Raw genomic sequence first — 15,670 nt, 5'->3', positions numbered from 1 at the left:
ACCGCGTTCGCGCCATGCAGAATCAGAACAGCGCCGCGGCAGACAATTACATCATCGGAGACGGACCATGACATTCATCAGGAAGCTGGCGGCCGGTGCGCTCGTCGCCGCGGCGACGGTATGGGCGCCGGACACGTTCGCCCAGCAGAAGCCGATCACGCTCGGGTTCTCGCAGGTCGGCGCGGAAAGCGCGTGGCGCACCGCGAACACCGTGTCGGTGAAGAGCGCGGCGAAGGATGCCGGCATCAACCTGAAATTCTCCGACGCGCAGCAGAAGCAGGAGAACCAGATTCGCGCGATTCGCTCGTTCATCGCGCAGAAGGTCGACGTGATCGCGTTCTCGCCGGTCGTCGAATCGGGCTGGGAGCCCGTGCTGACCGAAGCGAAGGCCGCGCACATCCCGGTGATCCTGACCGACCGCGCGGTCGACGTGAAGGATCCGTCGCTGTTCGTGACGATGATCGGCTCGGACTTCCTCGAGGAAGGGCGCCGCGCGGGCCACTGGATGGAAGAGCGCTACAAGAACGACCCGGGCCCGATCAACATCGTCGAGCTGCAGGGCACGGTCGGTTCCGCGCCGGCCAACGACCGGCGCGCGGGCCTGCTCGAAGTGATCAAGAACAATCCCAAATTCAAGGTGATCGCGTCGCAGAGCGGCGACTTCACGCTCGCCGGCGGCAAGCAGGTGATGGAAGCGTTCGCGAAGACCTACGGCAAGCAGATCAACGTCGTCTACGCACACAACGACGACATGGCGCTCGGCGCGATCCAGGCGATGGAGGAAGCCGGGATCAAGCCCGGCAAGGACGTGAGCGTCGTGTCGTTCGACGCGACGAAGGGCGGCTTCCAGGCGATGATCGCCGGCAAGATCAACGTCGACGTCGAATGCAGCCCGCTGCTCGGCCCGCAACTGATGAGCGCGGTGAAGGACGTCGTCGCCGGCAAGACGCTGCCCAAGCGCATCGTCACGAACGAGACCGTGTTCCCGATGAGCGTCGCCGCGCAGGTGATGCCGACCCGCAAGTACTGACCGGCCGGGCAGGTCCGGCTCGGGCCGCCGCATCGCGGCCGCCCGAGGATCGCAACCGCTTCGAGGGAGGCTGCATGGAGAGTCCGCCGGTGGTCGAGATGATCGGCATCGACAAGTCGTTTCCGGGCGTCAGCGCGCTGCAGCGCGTGAACTTCCGGCTGTTTCCGGGCGAGATCCACGCGCTGATGGGCCAGAACGGCGCGGGCAAGTCGACGCTGATCAACGTGCTCACCGGCGTGCATGCGCACGATGCAGGCGAGATTCGCGTCGGCGGCCGGCCGGTGCGCTTCGCCGCGCCGCGCGAGGCCGAGGCGGCCGGCATCCAGACGCTCTACCAGGAAGTGAACCTGTGCGCGAACCTGTCGGTCGCGGAGAACATCTTCGCGGGCCGGCAGCCGATGCGGCGCGGCGCGATCGACTGGAACGCGATCCATGCGCGCTCGCGCGCGGCGCTGGGCGAGCTCGACCTGTCGCTCGACGTCACGCGCTCGCTCGATGCGTATCCGATCGCCGTCCAGCAGATGGTCGCGATCGCGCGCGCCGTGTCCGTCGACGCGCGCGTGCTGATTCTCGACGAGCCGACGTCGAGCCTCGACGACGGCGAGGTCGCGCGGCTGTTCGACGTGCTGCGCCGGCTGAAGGCGTCGGGCATCGCGATCCTGTTCGTCACGCACTTTCTCGAGCAGACCTATGCGGTGTCCGACCGGATCACCGTGATGCGCAACGGCGAGCGCGAAGGCGAGTATCTGGCACGCGACCTGCCGGTCGACGCGCTGGTCGCGAAGATGACCGGCCGCGAACGGATGTCCGACACGCTGCAAGCCGGCGCGGCGGCCGTCGAGCGCACGGCCGGCGGCGCCGCGCCGTTCCTGTCGATGCAGCAGGTCGGCCGGCGCGGGATGATGAGTGCGCTCGATCTCGACGTGCGTCCGGGCGAAATCGTCGGGCTGGCCGGGCTGCTCGGCTCGGGGCGCACCGAAACCGCGCAGCTGGCGTTTGCCGCCGAGCGCGCGGACACCGGCGCGATCGAGATCGACGGCGCGCGCACGCGGCTCGCGTCGCCGCACGATGCGGTCCGGCACGGCATCGCGTACTGTCCGGAGGATCGCAAGAAGGAGGGCATCGTCGCCGCGCTGTCGATCCGCGAGAACATCATCCTCGCGCTGCAGGCGCGACGCGGCTGGTGGCGGCTGATCGGGCGCGCGCGGCAGCGCGAGATCGCCGAGACGTACATCGCCCGGCTCGGCATCAAGGCGCGCGACGCGGAGCAGCCGATCGGGCTGCTGTCGGGCGGCAACCAGCAGAAGGTGCTGCTCGCGCGCTGGCTCGCGACGGCCCCGAAGCTGCTGATCCTCGACGAGCCGACGCGCGGCATCGACGTCGCCGCGAAGTTCGACATCATGGAGCGAGTGCTCGCGTTGTGCGCGACAGGGCTCGCGATCCTGTTCATCTCGTCGGAGATCGGCGAGGTGGTGCGCGTGAGCCACCGGATCGCGGTGCTGCGCGACCGGCGCAAGGTCGCCGAACTGACCGGCGCCGACGCTTCCGAGGAGCAGGTGTACCGGCTGATCGCGGGAGGCCAGTCATGACGCGGCTGCGCACGCTGTTTCGTCATCCGCTCGCGTGGCCGGTGCTGACGCTCGTACTGCTGCTGGCGCTCGACGTCGCGTATCGTCCGGGTTTCCTGTCGATCGCGCTGCTCGACGGTCACCTGTTCGGCGCGCCGATCGACATCCTGAACCGCGCGGCGCCGCTCGTGCTCGTGTCGCTCGGGATGACGCTCGTGATCGCGACGCGCGGGATCGACATCTCGGTCGGTGCGATCGTCGCGATTGCCGGCGCGGCCGCGGCGATCGTGCTCGATGCGGACCCGTCGCGGGTCGGCCTGGCGCTCGCGGCCGCGCTCGGTGTCGGGCTGCTGGCCGGCGCGTGGAACGGGCTGCTCGTCGCATTCGTCGGGATGCAGCCGATCATCGCGACGCTGATCCTGATGGTGGCCGGCCGCGGCGTCGCGCAACTGCTGACGGGCGGTCAGATCATCCCGATCGGCGCGCCGGGCTACCTCGCGCTGGGCGGCGGTTATCTCGCGACCGTGCCGTGCGCGGTGTGGATCGCGGCCGCGACGATCGCGGCGACCGCGCTGCTGGTGAACCGCACGGCGCTCGGGCTGTTCATTCGCGCGATCGGCGTGAACCCGGTCGCGACGCGGCTCGTCGGGCTGCGCTCGGGCGCGGTCGTGTTCGGCGTCTATCTGTGTTCGGGCGTGATGTCGGCGCTGGCCGGCATCCTCGCGAGCTCGAACGTGCGCAGTGCGGACGGCAACAACGCGGGCCTGCTGCTCGAACTCGACGCGATCCTCGCGGTGACGCTCGGCGGCACGTCGCTGCTCGGCGGCCGCTTCAGCCTCGCCGGCTCGGTGCTCGGCGCGCTGATCATCCAGACGCTCACCTACACGACCTATTCGATCGGCGTGCCGCCGGAGGCGACGCTCGTCGTCAAGGCGGTCGTCGTGATCGTCGTGACGCTGATCCAGTCGGACGCGGCGCGTGCGCTCGTCGTCCGGTTCGCGTCGCGACTGCTGCCTGCCGCGCGTTCGCGCGCCACCACCGGAGCGACGCCGCGATGAACCGATTCCTCGCACGGCTTGCCGATCCGCGCACGCTGCCGATCGTCGTGACGATCGTGCTGTTCGCCGCGCTGTTCGGCTTCGGGTCCGTGATGTACACGGGCTTCTTCTCGATGCAGGTGCTGACCGGGCTGCTCGTCGACAACGCATTCCTGCTGATCGTCGCGATCGGGATGACCTTCGTGATCGTGTCGGGCGGCATCGATCTGTCGGTCGGCTCGGTCGTTGCGCTGACAACGATCTTCTGCGCGGTCGGCGCCGAGCGGCTGCACTGGCCCGTGTGGGTGATCGTGCCGCTCGTGCTCGCGTTCGGCGCGCTGTACGGCGCGGCGATGGGCGCGCTGATCCATTACTTCCGTCTGCAGCCGTTCATCGTCACGCTGGCCGGGATGTTTCTCGCGCGCGGCGCGTGCTTCCTGATCACGACGCAGTCGATCACGATCAACGAACCGGTGTTCCATGCGATCGCGGGCATCAGCGTGCCGGTCGGCGGCGGGATGCTGAGCGCGGGCGCGCTGATCGCGCTCGCGACGCTGGCCGTCGCGATCTACGTCGCGCATTTCACGCGCTTCGGCCGCAACGTGTATGCGATCGGCGGCAACGAGCGCTCGGCGCTGCTGATGGGGCTGCCGGTCGCGCGCACGAAGATCGGCGTCTACGCGCTGAGCGGCTTCTGTTCGGCGCTCGGCGGCGTGGTGTTCACGCTGTACGTGCTGTCGGGTTACGGGCTGCAGGCGCAGGGGATGGAGCTCGACGCGATCGCCGCGACCGTGATCGGCGGCACGCTGCTGACGGGTGGCGTGGGCTACGTGATCGGCTCGGTGTTCGGCGTCGGCATCCTCGGTACGATCCAGGTGCTGATCACGTTCGACGGCACGTTGAGTTCGTGGTGGACGCGAATCGTGATCGGCGCGCTGCTGTGCGTGTTCTGCGTGCTGCAGCGCGTGATCGAGCGGCATGCGACGCGGCGGCGCGCGGGCGGCACGGGGCTCGGTGCGCGGCCGGCCGATGCGGCGCCGGCGGCACGGCCGGCCGGGACGGGCGAGGATGCGGCGCTGGTATCGGCGACGATGCGGCGCGTGTAGCGGATCGCGCGACAATGCGTGCGGCGCGGCGGCTCGACAGGTCGACGCCGCACGCCGCGTCATGCGCGAACGCCGACGCGGTATTGCGTGGTCTGCCGATAGACGGCGCCCGGTTGAACGATGACGTCGTCGCGCAGGTCGGCCATGTTGACCTGATCCGGAAAGCCGCCGGCCTCGACGCACAGCGCGGCGTGTCGCGCGCAGCGCGTGCCGCCGCTCACGCGCACGCCATCCAGATAGTTGCCCGTATAGAGTTGCAGGCCGCGCTGATCGGTCGACACGATCAGCTCGCGGCCGCTTTCCGGATCGTAGATGGTCGCGACCGGCCTGACCGCGCGCGCGCCGTCGCGCAGCACGAAGCAGTGATCGAAACCGCGCGCCCGCGCGAGTTGCGCGTGCGGCCAGTCGAGGCGCGCGCCGAGCGGCGCGCTCTGCCGGAAGTCGAACGCCGTGCCGGTCACATCGGCGGTGCCGGTCGGGATCAGCGCGTCGTCGACTTCGAGGAACGCGTCCGCGTCGATGCTCAGCACGTGGCCGCGTACGTCGCTGCCCGCGCGGCCGCTGAGGTTGAAGTAGCTGTGATTCGTCAGGTTGAGCGGCGTGGGCGCGTCGGTGACGGCGGTGTAGTCGATCGTCAGCGTGCCGTCGTCGTCGAGCGCGTAGCGAACCTGCACGCTCACGTTGCCCGGAAAACCGGCGTCGCCTTCGGGCGAATCGAGCTGCAGCGTCAGCCCGCCGCCATCGTCGACGACCGCCCAGCGCTGGCGGTGAAAGCCGTTCGCGCCGCCGTGCAGCAGGTTGTCGCGCTCGTTGCGATCGAGCCGGTAGTCGACGCCGTCGAGCGTGAAGCGCGCGCCGGCGATCCGGTTCGCCCACCGGCCGATCGTCGCGCCGAGGTAGACGCCCGAATCGACGTATTCGGCGGGCGTGTCGTGCGCGAGCACGATATCGGCGAAGCGTCCGGCACGGTCGGGTGCGAGCCACGACACGACGGTCGCGCCGAGATCGCTGACGACCACGCGCATCCCGTGCGCGTTGCGCAGCGTATAGCGCCGCACCGCGTCGCCGTCGGGCAGCGTGCCCCACGGCTCGGCATGCACGCGTGCGGCGCCGGGCGCCCGGTGGAGAGAGTCGGTATCGATATGCATGGGCGGATTCGATGGGTAAAGGCGGCTTCAATGCGCGGCGATCGCGCGTTCCTGGTATTCGCGCGGCGTGCAGCCGAGTTCGCGCCGGAACACCGCGTACATGTACTGGAGCGACGTGAACCCGCAGCGGATCGCGACTTCGGCGCTCGACGCCTGCCGGCCGGCGAGCAGCGCCTGTGCCGCTTCGAGCTTGTGGCGCAGGATTTCCTGGTGCACGGTGCGCTGCAGTTCGCGCCGGAAGTGTTCCTCGAGCAGCGAGCGCGACACGCCGACGTAGTCGGCGACCTGCTCGGTCTTGATGCCCTGGCACGCGTACTGGCGGATGAAATGGCGTGCACGCATCACGTACGGGCTCGTGAGCGGCTGGTGGCGTGTCGATTCGAGCACGTTGATCCCGACGGGCGGCACGAGAATCCGCCGGTCGGGAAAACGCGCGCCGCGCAGCATCTGGTGCAGCAGGTGCGCGGCGGTCCGGCCCATTTCCTCGGTGCCCTGGATCACGGACGACAGCGGGATGCGCGTCAGCGTGCGGGTGAGCGGATCGTTGTCGATGCCGATGATCGCGACCTGTTCCGGCACCGCGAGGCCGGCGATCAGGCAGGCCTGCAGCAGGTGCCGCGCGCGCGCATCGGTCACCGCGATGATGCCGACGGGCTTCGGCAGCGCGTGCAGCCAGCCGATCAACTGCTCGATCGCGTGGTTCCAGGCCGATGCGCTCGTCGACAGCCCGCGGTAGATCGGCGCGTCGAGCCCGTCCGCGCGCGCGAGCCGGTCGAACGCCAGCTCGCGCTGCTGCGCCCAGCGGTTCTGCTGCGCGACGGGCAGGCTGTACATCGCGAAGTGCGCGAGCCCGGCGCCGATCAGGTGCGTGTACGCGAGCGACACGAGCTTCGCGTTGTCGGTCGCGATATACGGCACGCCGTCCGGATACTGCGCCGGATCCTCGTAAGACGAGCCGAGCGCGACGATCGGCAGCGGCGAGCCGGCGAGCGCGTCGGCCACGGCCGGATCGTCGAAGTCGGCCATGATGCCGTCGCCGTCGAAGTGCTCGATGCCGGCGAGCCGGCAGCGGAAATCGTCTTCGAGGAACAGGTCCCACACCACGCGCGTCGAGCGCAGGTACTGGCCGATGCCGCTGATGATCTCGCGGTCGTAGACCTTGTTGGCGTTGAACAGCAGCGCGATGCGGTGCGGTGTCTGGCTGGAAGGGGCGCGGGTCATCTCGGTCTCGAAGCGCGCGCAGTGCGGGGCGTCGCGCCGTTGTCTCCGGGGGCGCGGGGCGTGCCGCGCGATGGTTGGGTGTTCGGCGATTGTAGGACGGAACGCATGCCGTGCGCAGCGTGCTGGCAAGAAACGTTAAGCGTACTGCGCAATTTCGCAATTGCGGGCGGGCAGGCGCACGGGCACGATCCAGCCAGATCGAATTCGGCCCGCGTGCCCACGCGCCGCGCGCCGCACTGCAACAAGAAACCGCACGGAGACGCCATGTCGTATTTCGAACAGATTCCCGCGATTCGCTACGAAGGTCCGCAATCGGACAATCCGCTTGCCTACCGGTATTACGACCGCACGAAGCAGGTGCTCGGCAAGACGCTCGAGGCGCATCTGCGCATCGCGGTGTGCTACTGGCACACGTTCGTGTGGCCGGGCCACGACATGTTCGGCCAGGGCGCGTTCCGGCGGCCGTGGGACCAGCCGGGCGATGCGCTCGAGCGGGCGCGGCAGAAGGCGGATGCGGCGTTCGAGTTCTTCACGAAGCTCGGCACGCCGTTCTACACGTTTCACGACACCGACGTCGCGCCGGAGGGCGACAGCCTGCGCGAGTACGTCGAGAACTTCGCGCGGATGACCGACTACCTCGGCGAGCGTCAGCAGGCCACGGGCGTCCGGCTGCTGTGGGGCACCGCGAACCTGTTCTCGCATCCGCGCTTCGCGGCGGGCGCGGCGACCAACCCGAATCCCGACGTGTTCGCGTGGGCGGCGACGCAAGTGCGTCACGCGCTCGATGCGACGCACCGGCTCGGCGGCGAGAACTACGTGCTGTGGGGGGGGCCGCGAAGGCTACGAGACGCTGCTCAATACCGATCTCGTGCGCGAGCGCGAGCAGTTCGCGCGCTTCCTGTCGATGGTCGTCGAGCACAAGCACCGGATCGGCTTCACCGGCGCACTGCTGATCGAGCCGAAGCCGCAGGAGCCGACCAAGCACCAGTACGACCACGACGTCGCGACCGTGCACGGTTTCCTCACGCAATACGGATTGCAGAACGAGATCCGCGTGAATATCGAGGCGAACCATGCGACGCTCGCCGGCCATTCGTTCCATCACGAGATCGCGAACGCGTTCGCGCTCGACGTGTTCGGCAGCGTCGACGCGAATCGCGGCGATCCGCAGAACGGCTGGGACACCGACCAGTTTCCGAACAGCGTCGAGGAACTGACGCTCGCGTTCTACGAGATCCTGCGCCACGGCGGTTTCACCACCGGCGGCATGAACTTCGACGCGAAGGTGCGCCGCCAGAGCGTCGATCCGGAAGACCTGTTCCACGGCCACGTGGGCGCGATCGACGTGCTCGCGCTGGCGCTGGAGCGCGCCGCCGTGCTGGTCGAGAACGACCGGCTCGATGCGCTGCGCCGGCAGCGCTACGCGCAATGGGACAGCGCATTCGGCCGCGAGATCCTGGCGGGCGGCTACACGCTGGAGTCGCTCGCCGCCGACGCGCTCGCGCGCGGCGTGAATCCGCAGCATGCGAGCGGCGGGCAGGAGCGGCTCGAGAACATCGTGAACCAGGCCATCTACGGGCTGCGTTGACGCCATGTATATCGGAGTCGACCTCGGTACGTCGGGCGTGAAGGCCGTGCTGCTCGACCGCGACGGTGTGGTGCGGGCCAGCGCGAGCCAGGCGCTGACGGTGAGCCGGCCGCGGCCGCGCTGGTCCGAACAGGCGCCGCGCGACTGGTGGGACGCGGCGTGCGGTGCGCTGGCGGCGCTGGTCGCCGACGCGCGCGCGGCCGGCATCGATCCGCACGACATCGGCGCGCTCGGGCTCACCGGGCAAATGCACGGCGCGACGCTGCTCGATGCGCGGGGCGACGTGCTGCGCCCCGCGATCCTGTGGAACGACGGCCGCGCGGACGTCGAGTGCGCGGAACTCGAGCGGCTGGCGCCCACGTTGCGTGCCGTCGCCGGCAATCTGGCGATGCCCGGTTTCACCGCGCCGAAACTCCTGTGGGTGCGCCGGCACGAGCCGGACGTATTCGCGCGGATCGCCCACGTGCTGCTGCCGAAGGATTATCTGCGCTACCGGTTGACCGGCATGTTCGCGACCGACCCGTCGGATGCGGCCGGCACGCTGTGGCTCGACGTCGCGAAGCGCGACTACGACGACGGGCTCCTGGCCGCATGCGGGCTGTCGCGCGCGCAGGTGCCCGCCGTGTTCGAGGGCAACCGCATCGCCGGCACGCTGCTGCCGGGCGTCGCACGCTCGCTCGGGTTGCGCGAGATTCCGGTCGTCGCGGGCGGGGGCGACAACGCGGCCGGCGCGGTGGGCGTGGGCATCGTGCGGCCCGGCGACGCGCTGCTGTCGCTCGGCACGTCGGGTGTCTATTTCGCCGTGTCGGACGGGTTTCGCGCGAATCCCGAATCGGCGGTGCACAGTTTCTGTCATGCGTTGCCGCGCACCTGGCACCTGATGTCGGTGATGCTGAACGCGGCCGGCTGCATCGATTTCACCGCGCAACTGGCCGGGTACGACGGCGTGGCCGCGCTGCTCGCCGACGCGCAGGACAACGCGCGCGCGGAGCGCCCGTGGTTCCTGCCTTATCTGAGCGGCGAGCGCACGCCGCACAACGACGTGAACGCGAAGGGCGTGTTCTACGGGATGACGCCCGATACGCGGCGCGCGGATCTCGCGAACGCGACGCTCGAGGGCGTCGGCTTCGCGCTGCTCGACGGGATCGACGCGCTGCATGCGGCCGGGCTCGCGCCCGACGGCATTACGGTGATCGGCGGCGGCTCGCGCAGCGCGTACTGGACGCAGATGCTCGCCGACCTGAGCGGCCGCGCGCTGACCTTGCGCGCGGGCGGCGAAGTCGGTCCGGCGCTCGGCGCCGCGCGGCTCGCGCATCTCGCGCTCGAACCGGAGGCGCCGCTCGACGCCGTGTGCCCGCAGCCGCCCGTCGTCGCGGTACGGGAGCCCGACATGGCGCGCCACGCGTGGTATCGCGACGCGCGGCGTCCGACGTTTCGCGCGTTGTACCGGGCGCTCGAACCGGTGTTCGCGGCAGGCGCGTAACGCGCCGCACGAAGCCGTGCCGCGCGGTGGCAAGACGATGGGCGAGCGGCTTCGGCGGCTGCCCGGCGTTCGTGACGTTGTCCAATAAAGAGAGGAATGGAGACATGAAATCCGTGAAACGTCGTACCGTATTGAATGCGCTGGCCGGCGCCGCCGCGCTGGCGGTCTTCGCGCTGGGCGCGCCGCTCGCGCATGCGAGCAAGGACAAGCCGGAAATCGGCTTCTGCATCGACGACCTGCGCGTCGAGCGCTGGTCGCGCGACCGCGACTATTTCGTGGCCGCCGCCACGAAGCTCGGCGCGAAAGTTTCCGTGCAGTCCGCGGATGCGAGCGAGGAGCGGCAGATCTCGCAGATCGAGAACCTGATTTCGCGCGGCGTGGACGTGATCGTGATCGTCCCGTTCAATTCGAAGACGCTCGGCAACGTGGTGGCCGAGGCGCGCAAGGCCGGCATCAAGGTGGTGTCCTACGACCGGCTGATCCTCGACGCCGACGTCGATGCGTACATCTCGTTCGACAACGAGAAGGTCGGCGAACTGCAGGCGCAGGGCGTCGTCGACGCGAAGCCGAAGGGCAACTATTTCCTGCTCGGCGGCGCGCCGACCGACAACAACGCGAAGATGCTGCGCGAAGGGCAACTGAAGGTGCTGAAGCCGGCGATCGATCGCGGCGACATCAAGGTCGTCGGCCAGCAGTGGGTGCCGGAGTGGAGCGCGTCGACCGCGCTGCGGATCGTCGAGGATGCGCTGACCGCGAACAACAACCGGATCGATGCGATCGTCGCGTCGAACGACGGCACCGCGGGCGGCGCGATCCAGGCGCTCGCCGCGCAGCATCTGGCCGGCAAGGTGCCGGTGTCCGGGCAGGATGCGGATCTTGCCGCCGTCAAGCGCGTGATCGCCGGGACGCAGACGATGACCGTCTACAAGCCGCTCAAGCTGATCGCGAGCGAAGCGGCGAAGCTCGCGGTGGATCTCGCCAAGGGCACGAAGCCCGCGTTCAACGCGCAGTACGACAACGGCAGGAAGAAGGTCGACACGGTGCTGCTGCAGCCGACGCTCCTGACCAAGCGCAACGTCGACGTCGTCGTGAAGGACGGCTTCTATACCCAGGCACAGCTGGCGAGCCAGTAACGGCGCGGTGCGCGGGCGGCCCACCGGCGCGTCCGCGCGCACACTGCGAGGCATGAGCGAATGACCGAACCCTTGCTGACGATGCGCGGCATCGTCAAGGAATTCGACGGCGTGAAGGCGCTGGACGGCATCGACCTGATGGTGCGGCCGGGCGAGTGCGTGGGGCTGTGCGGCGAGAACGGCGCGGGCAAATCGACGCTGATGAAAGTGCTGTCGGGCGTGTATCCGTACGGCACGTGGGACGGCGAGATCCGCTGGGAGGGCGCGCCGCTCGTCGCGTCCGGCGTGCGCGACACCGAGCGTGCGGGCATCGTGATCATCCACCAGGAATTGATGCTCGTGCCCGAGCTGTCGGTGGCCGAGAACATCTTCCTCGGCAACGAGATCACGCTGCCGGGCGGACGCATGAACTTCGCGGCGATGGTGCAGCGTGCCGAGGCACTGCTGCACGAACTGCGGATCGACTCGATCAACGTCGCCCAGCCGGTGATGAACTACGGCGGTGGGCACCAGCAACTGATCGAGATCGCGAAGGCGCTGAACAAGCGCGCGAAGCTGCTGATTCTCGACGAGCCGTCTTCGTCGCTGAGCGCGTCCGAAACGCGCATCCTGCTCGACATCGTGCGCGACCTGAAGCGCCGCGGCGTCGCGTGCGTGTACATCTCGCACAAGCTCGACGAGGTCGAGGCGGTGTGCGACACCGTGACCGTGATCCGCGACGGCCGTCACGTCGCGACCGAGCCGATGCGCGCGCTGACGACCGACCGGATCATCGCGATGATGGTCGGCCGCGAGATACGCGATCTGTATCCGCGCGAGCCGCACGATATCGGCGAGGTCGTGCTGGAGGCGCGCCACGTGACCTGCCGCGACGTGACGAACCCGCGCCGCAAGCGGGTCGACGACGTGTCGTTCAGCGTGCGGCGCGGCGAGATCCTCGGCGTCGCGGGGCTCGTCGGCGCGGGCCGTACCGAGCTGATGCAGGCGATCTTCGGCGCGTACCCGGGCGCGTGCACGGCGACCGTGCTGATGAACGGTCGGCCGTTGTCGATCCGGACGCCTGCCGATGCGATCCGCGCCGGCATCGCGATGGTGCCCGAGGACCGCAAGCGTCACGGCATCGTGCCGCAGCTCGGTGTCGGCCACAACATCACGCTGGCGGTGCTGCGGCGCTTCGCGGTGCGCGGCCGGATCGACGCGGCGGCCGAGCTGGATGCGATCCGCACCGAGATGCAGCGGCTGTCGGTGCGCGCCGCGCATCCGTTCCTGCCGATCGCGAGCCTGTCCGGCGGCAACCAGCAGAAGGCCGTGCTCGCGAAGATGCTGCTGGCCGAGCCGCAGGTGCTGATTCTCGACGAGCCGACGCGTGGCGTCGACGTGGGCGCGAAGGCCGAGATCTACCGGCTCGTGTTCGCGCTCGCGAAGCGCGGCGTCGCGCTGATCGTCGTGTCGTCGGAAATGCCGGAGGTGCTCGGGCTCGCCGATCGCGTGCTGGTGATCGGCGAAGGCGAGCTGCGCGGGGATTTCGTCAACGAAGGCCTCACGCAGGAACAGATCCTCGGCGCCGCGCTGAAATCCGGCCGGCGGCCGACCGAACCCACCGCAGCGAGTGCGACATGAATCCAGAACTTTCCTCTTCCACCCCGGCGACGCAGGACGCGGAGGCGCGCCGTTCAAGCGGCCACGACGCGGTGCACGCCGCGGGCCGCCCGACCGGCAGCCAGCTTCGCCAGGTCTTCGTGCGCTACAAGATCCTCGCGCTGCTGCTCGCGGTCGCGGCGATCTGGGCCTTCTTCTCGGTGCTGACCGACGGCGCGTTCGTCACGCCGCGCAACGTGTCGAACCTGCTGCGGCAGATGTCGATCACCGGCATGCTCGCCTGCGGGATGGTGTTCGTGATCATCGCGGGCGAGATCGACCTGTCGGTCGGCTCGCTGCTCGGGCTGCTCGGCGGCGTCGCGGCGATCCTCGACGTGAACCGCCACTGGCCGGTCGCCGCGACGGTGCCGGCGGTGCTCGCGCTCGGCGTGCTGATCGGGCTCTTCAACGGCTGGTGGTCGACCTACCGGCGCGTGCCGTCGTTCATCGTCGGGTTGGGCGGGATGCTCGCGTTTCGCGGGATCCTGCTCGGCGTGACGGGCGGCTCGACGATCGCGCCGGTGTCCGACGGCTTCGTGTTCCTCGGGCAGGGCTACCTGCCGCGCATGGCCGGGGACGGCCTCGCGCTGCTGCTGTTCGCGCTCGTCGCGCTGCTGGTCGTGCGCCAGCGCGGCACGCGGCGACGCTATCGCCTCGCGGTCGCGCCGCCGTGGCAGGACGCCGTCAAGATCGTGGGCGCGGGCGCGGTGCTGTTCGCGTTCGTCGCGACGCTCGACCGCTACGGCGGCATCCCGGTGCCGGTGCTGCTGCTGCTCGCGCTGCTCGGCGTCTTCTCGTGGATCGCGACGCAGACCGTGTTCGGGCGGCGCATCTACGCGGTCGGCTCGAATCTCGAGGCGACGCGACTGTCGGGCGTCGACACCGACCGCGTGAAGCTTGCGATCTTCGCGTTGATGGGGCTGATGTGCGCGTTCGCCGGCATCGTGAACACCGCGCGGCTCGCGGCCGGCTCGCCGTCCGCGGGCACGATGGGCGAACTCGACGCGATCGCCGCGTGCTTCATCGGCGGCACGTCGATGCGCGGCGGCTCGGGCACCGTGTACGGCGCGCTGATCGGCGCGCTGGTGATGGCGAGCCTCGACAACGGCATGTCGATGCTGGACGTCGACGCGTACTGGCAGATGATCGTCAAGGGCGCGGTACTGGTGCTGGCGGTGTGGATCGACGTGGTGTCGCGGTCGAACCGGCGGTGACGCAGCGTGCGGCCGCCCGTCAACGGGAGAGGGACATGAAACGGAACACGGTGCCGATGCCCGGCATCGCCATGCTGGCGGCGCCGGCGCACGGAGCGCCGGCCGTCGAACCGGGCCGCGGGCCGGTGCTCGGCCTGGGCGATCCGCGCGACCGCCGGATCATCGCGGATGCATTGCGCACGCTGTTGCGCGAGCGCTCGGAAGCGCTCGCGTTCGCGATGCGCGTCGCGCGCGAGCACGATCGGCCGACGCCGGACGCGAACGATTTCGCGCTGACCGACATCATCCGGCTCGCGCGCATCGTCGAGCGCGCGGAGCGCGTCGGCGGTACCGTGAACGAGGCTGCGCACGAGGGCGTGCGCTGACGCGCGGAAGAGGCGGCGCAACACCGTTCGCGCGGTCGGCATGACTCGATGCGCTCGCGCCGCGTGTGTTCCGCATCGTGCGCGGGCCGTTACGGCAGCGGCGCACCCCACGCCGCGGTCACGTCGCCGCCGAGCCGCCATTCGCTGAACGGGCGGCGCGGCGCGATGATCGCGGGCAGCCGGCGATCGCCGAAGCGTGCGTAGTACGGCTCGACCCAGCTCAGTTCGTCGCGGAACGTCCACGGGAACAGGTCCTGCCTGACCGGCGTGATCTTCCTGAAACTGTCGGGGTTCTCCACCGCGTCGATCACGAGGTTGGCCAGGCGGCCGATCGCGCCGCCGTTCTCGCGATACAGGTCGATCTTGCGCCGGTGCACGAGCTCCGCCGCGAACACGAGCGGCAGCAGCGCGAAGGTGTGATAGTGCAGCGCGCGGTTGCCGCGCTTGACTTCCCGGGCCAGCGAACCGTCCGCGGCGATGTCGCGGATTCCTTCGCGCACGCGCAGCAGGCCCGAGTCGATCAGGCTCGCGTTGTCGGTCACGGTGCCGATGGCGATCAGGTCGAGGCCCGCCCAGTACACGAGGTTGTTGTGCAGGCGGTTGATTGCCTCCGAATCGCGGGTGGCGATCGCGATGCGTTCGAGCCACGGGTCGATCGCGTTGAATGGCGCGCGGTTCGCTTCGCGCACGCCGGGCGGCATGCGCAGGATCACCATCGCGAAGTCGGTGCCGGCCCACGAACGCTCGAAATATCCCTGATAGCCGGAGATCTTGCCCATCAGCGCATCCGATTGCGCCCAACTGTCGAGCAGCGTCAGCGCGCACGACCAGTCGGCGCGTTCCGCCGCGGCGTTCAGCTTCGCGACGAAATCGCGCATCGGCTTCACGTCGCGCGCGTAGCCGGTCGGGTCGTCGTAGTAGCCGGGCGGATCGATCGTCCGCACCGGGGCGGGCACGTCGCAGGCGCGGCTCGCGGACGCGGCGCCGAACAGCGCACCGGCGGCGAACAAGGCGACGGAGAGTCTTCGGAAGGCAATGGCGCGCATGCTGTCCTCGAGGGGAAGGGGCGGGAGTGTCGAGCCGCAGGCAGTCTAGCGCTTGGTTCTTTCAGCGGCCTTTCCCGATGGCGACCGTTGCCG

The 15,670-nt window shown here is 69.5% G+C and carries 12 protein-coding genes and 1 pseudogene; 10 read left to right on the top strand and 3 right to left on the bottom strand.

Annotated features, from left to right (window positions below):
* Positions 1 to 67: 67 nt before the first annotated feature.
* From HWX00_RS13155 to yjfF, 4 genes are all read left to right on the top strand, one after another.
* The gene (locus tag HWX00_RS13155) at positions 68 to 1,030 is read left to right on the top strand and encodes an ABC transporter substrate-binding protein (RefSeq protein ID WP_175026821.1); all 963 of its coding nucleotides are present in this window, start codon (positions 68 to 70) and stop codon (positions 1,028 to 1,030) included.
* Between the two features lie 74 nt (positions 1,031 to 1,104).
* Entirely contained in the window at positions 1,105 to 2,619 is a 1,515-nt protein-coding gene (locus tag HWX00_RS13150; protein WP_175026820.1) for a sugar ABC transporter ATP-binding protein, read from the top strand.
* Positions 2,616 to 3,656, top strand: coding sequence for an ABC transporter permease (locus HWX00_RS13145; protein ID WP_049029265.1), 1,041 nt, complete (start codon positions 2,616 to 2,618; stop codon positions 3,654 to 3,656). Before HWX00_RS13150 ends, HWX00_RS13145 begins: the two co-directional genes overlap by 4 nt.
* The gene (yjfF, locus tag HWX00_RS13140; RefSeq protein ID WP_175026819.1) at positions 3,653 to 4,741 is read left to right on the top strand and encodes a galactofuranose ABC transporter, permease protein YjfF; all 1,089 of its coding nucleotides are present in this window, start codon (positions 3,653 to 3,655) and stop codon (positions 4,739 to 4,741) included. The genes HWX00_RS13145 and yjfF overlap by 4 nt, the downstream gene beginning before the upstream one ends.
* A gap of 59 nt (positions 4,742 to 4,800) precedes the next feature.
* Here yjfF and HWX00_RS13135 read toward each other — a convergent pair whose 3' ends face one another.
* Both HWX00_RS13135 and HWX00_RS13130 read right to left on the bottom strand, forming a co-directional pair.
* Entirely contained in the window at positions 4,801 to 5,889 is a 1,089-nt protein-coding gene (locus HWX00_RS13135) for an aldose epimerase family protein (protein WP_175026818.1), read from the bottom strand.
* Between the two features lie 27 nt (positions 5,890 to 5,916).
* Positions 5,917 to 7,110, bottom strand: a complete 1,194-nt coding sequence (locus HWX00_RS13130; RefSeq protein ID WP_124608713.1) for a XylR family transcriptional regulator — start codon at positions 7,108 to 7,110, stop codon at positions 5,917 to 5,919.
* A gap of 264 nt (positions 7,111 to 7,374) precedes the next feature.
* Between HWX00_RS13130 and xylA the strand changes: the two are divergent.
* From xylA to HWX00_RS13095, 6 genes and pseudogenes are all read left to right on the top strand, one after another.
* Positions 7,375 to 8,698 (top strand): annotated as a pseudogene (gene xylA, locus HWX00_RS13120) (xylose isomerase).
* A 4-nt stretch (positions 8,699 to 8,702) separates the two neighbouring features.
* Positions 8,703 to 10,181 (top strand): xylulokinase, encoded by a 1,479-nt coding sequence (xylB, locus tag HWX00_RS13115; RefSeq protein ID WP_175026817.1) that lies wholly within the window; start codon positions 8,703 to 8,705, stop codon positions 10,179 to 10,181.
* Positions 10,182 to 10,285: 104 nt separating this feature from the next.
* A complete protein-coding gene (gene xylF, locus HWX00_RS13110) occupies positions 10,286 to 11,314 on the top strand; it encodes a D-xylose ABC transporter substrate-binding protein (RefSeq protein WP_034191842.1) in 1,029 nt (342 codons plus the stop codon).
* 60 nt (positions 11,315 to 11,374) lie between these two features.
* Entirely contained in the window at positions 11,375 to 12,934 is a 1,560-nt protein-coding gene (gene xylG, locus HWX00_RS13105; RefSeq protein ID WP_175026816.1) for a D-xylose ABC transporter ATP-binding protein, read from the top strand.
* Positions 12,931 to 14,166 (top strand): sugar ABC transporter permease, encoded by a 1,236-nt coding sequence (locus tag HWX00_RS13100; RefSeq protein WP_124670020.1) that lies wholly within the window; start codon positions 12,931 to 12,933, stop codon positions 14,164 to 14,166. The genes xylG and HWX00_RS13100 overlap by 4 nt, the downstream gene beginning before the upstream one ends.
* A 35-nt stretch (positions 14,167 to 14,201) precedes the next feature.
* Positions 14,202 to 14,531, top strand: a complete 330-nt coding sequence (locus tag HWX00_RS13095; RefSeq protein ID WP_226193806.1) for a hypothetical protein — start codon at positions 14,202 to 14,204, stop codon at positions 14,529 to 14,531.
* Positions 14,532 to 14,620: 89 nt separating this feature from the next.
* Here the strand turns inward: HWX00_RS13095 and HWX00_RS13090 are convergent, their stop codons facing one another.
* Complete coding sequence (locus tag HWX00_RS13090; protein WP_069704857.1) at positions 14,621 to 15,577, bottom strand: mannuronate-specific alginate lyase; 957 nt, start codon at positions 15,575 to 15,577, stop codon at positions 14,621 to 14,623.
* Positions 15,578 to 15,670 lie beyond the last annotated feature (93 nt).

It is taken from the genome of Burkholderia seminalis DSM 23518, from assembly GCF_902832885.1.
In the GTDB taxonomy this organism is placed as follows: domain Bacteria; phylum Pseudomonadota; class Gammaproteobacteria; order Burkholderiales; family Burkholderiaceae; genus Burkholderia; species Burkholderia seminalis.
This window is presented reverse-complemented; position numbering and strand designations above follow the sequence as displayed.

Bases quoted from the DNA above. Each gene is read 5' to 3' on its own strand.
- HWX00_RS13100 (WP_124670020.1), top strand. From the start codon at position 12,931: ATGAATCCAGAACTTTCCTCTTCCACCCCGGCGACGCAGGACGCGGAG.
- yjfF (WP_175026819.1), top strand. From the start codon at position 3,653: ATGAACCGATTCCTCGCACGGCTTGCCGATCCGCGCACGCTGCCGATC.
- xylB (WP_175026817.1), top strand. From the start codon at position 8,703: ATGTATATCGGAGTCGACCTCGGTACGTCGGGCGTGAAGGCCGTGCTG.
- HWX00_RS13150 (WP_175026820.1), top strand. From the start codon at position 1,105: ATGGAGAGTCCGCCGGTGGTCGAGATGATCGGCATCGACAAGTCGTTT.
- xylF (WP_034191842.1), top strand. From the start codon at position 10,286: ATGAAATCCGTGAAACGTCGTACCGTATTGAATGCGCTGGCCGGCGCC.
- HWX00_RS13155 (WP_175026821.1), top strand. From the start codon at position 68: ATGACATTCATCAGGAAGCTGGCGGCCGGTGCGCTCGTCGCCGCGGCG.
- xylG (WP_175026816.1), top strand. From the start codon at position 11,375: ATGACCGAACCCTTGCTGACGATGCGCGGCATCGTCAAGGAATTCGAC.
- HWX00_RS13145 (WP_049029265.1), top strand. From the start codon at position 2,616: ATGACGCGGCTGCGCACGCTGTTTCGTCATCCGCTCGCGTGGCCGGTG.
- HWX00_RS13090 (WP_069704857.1), bottom strand. From the start codon at position 15,577: ATGCGCGCCATTGCCTTCCGAAGACTCTCCGTCGCCTTGTTCGCCGCC.
- HWX00_RS13095 (WP_226193806.1), top strand. From the start codon at position 14,202: ATGAAACGGAACACGGTGCCGATGCCCGGCATCGCCATGCTGGCGGCG.
- HWX00_RS13130 (WP_124608713.1), bottom strand. From the start codon at position 7,110: ATGACCCGCGCCCCTTCCAGCCAGACACCGCACCGCATCGCGCTGCTG.
- HWX00_RS13135 (WP_175026818.1), bottom strand. From the start codon at position 5,889: ATGCATATCGATACCGACTCTCTCCACCGGGCGCCCGGCGCCGCACGC.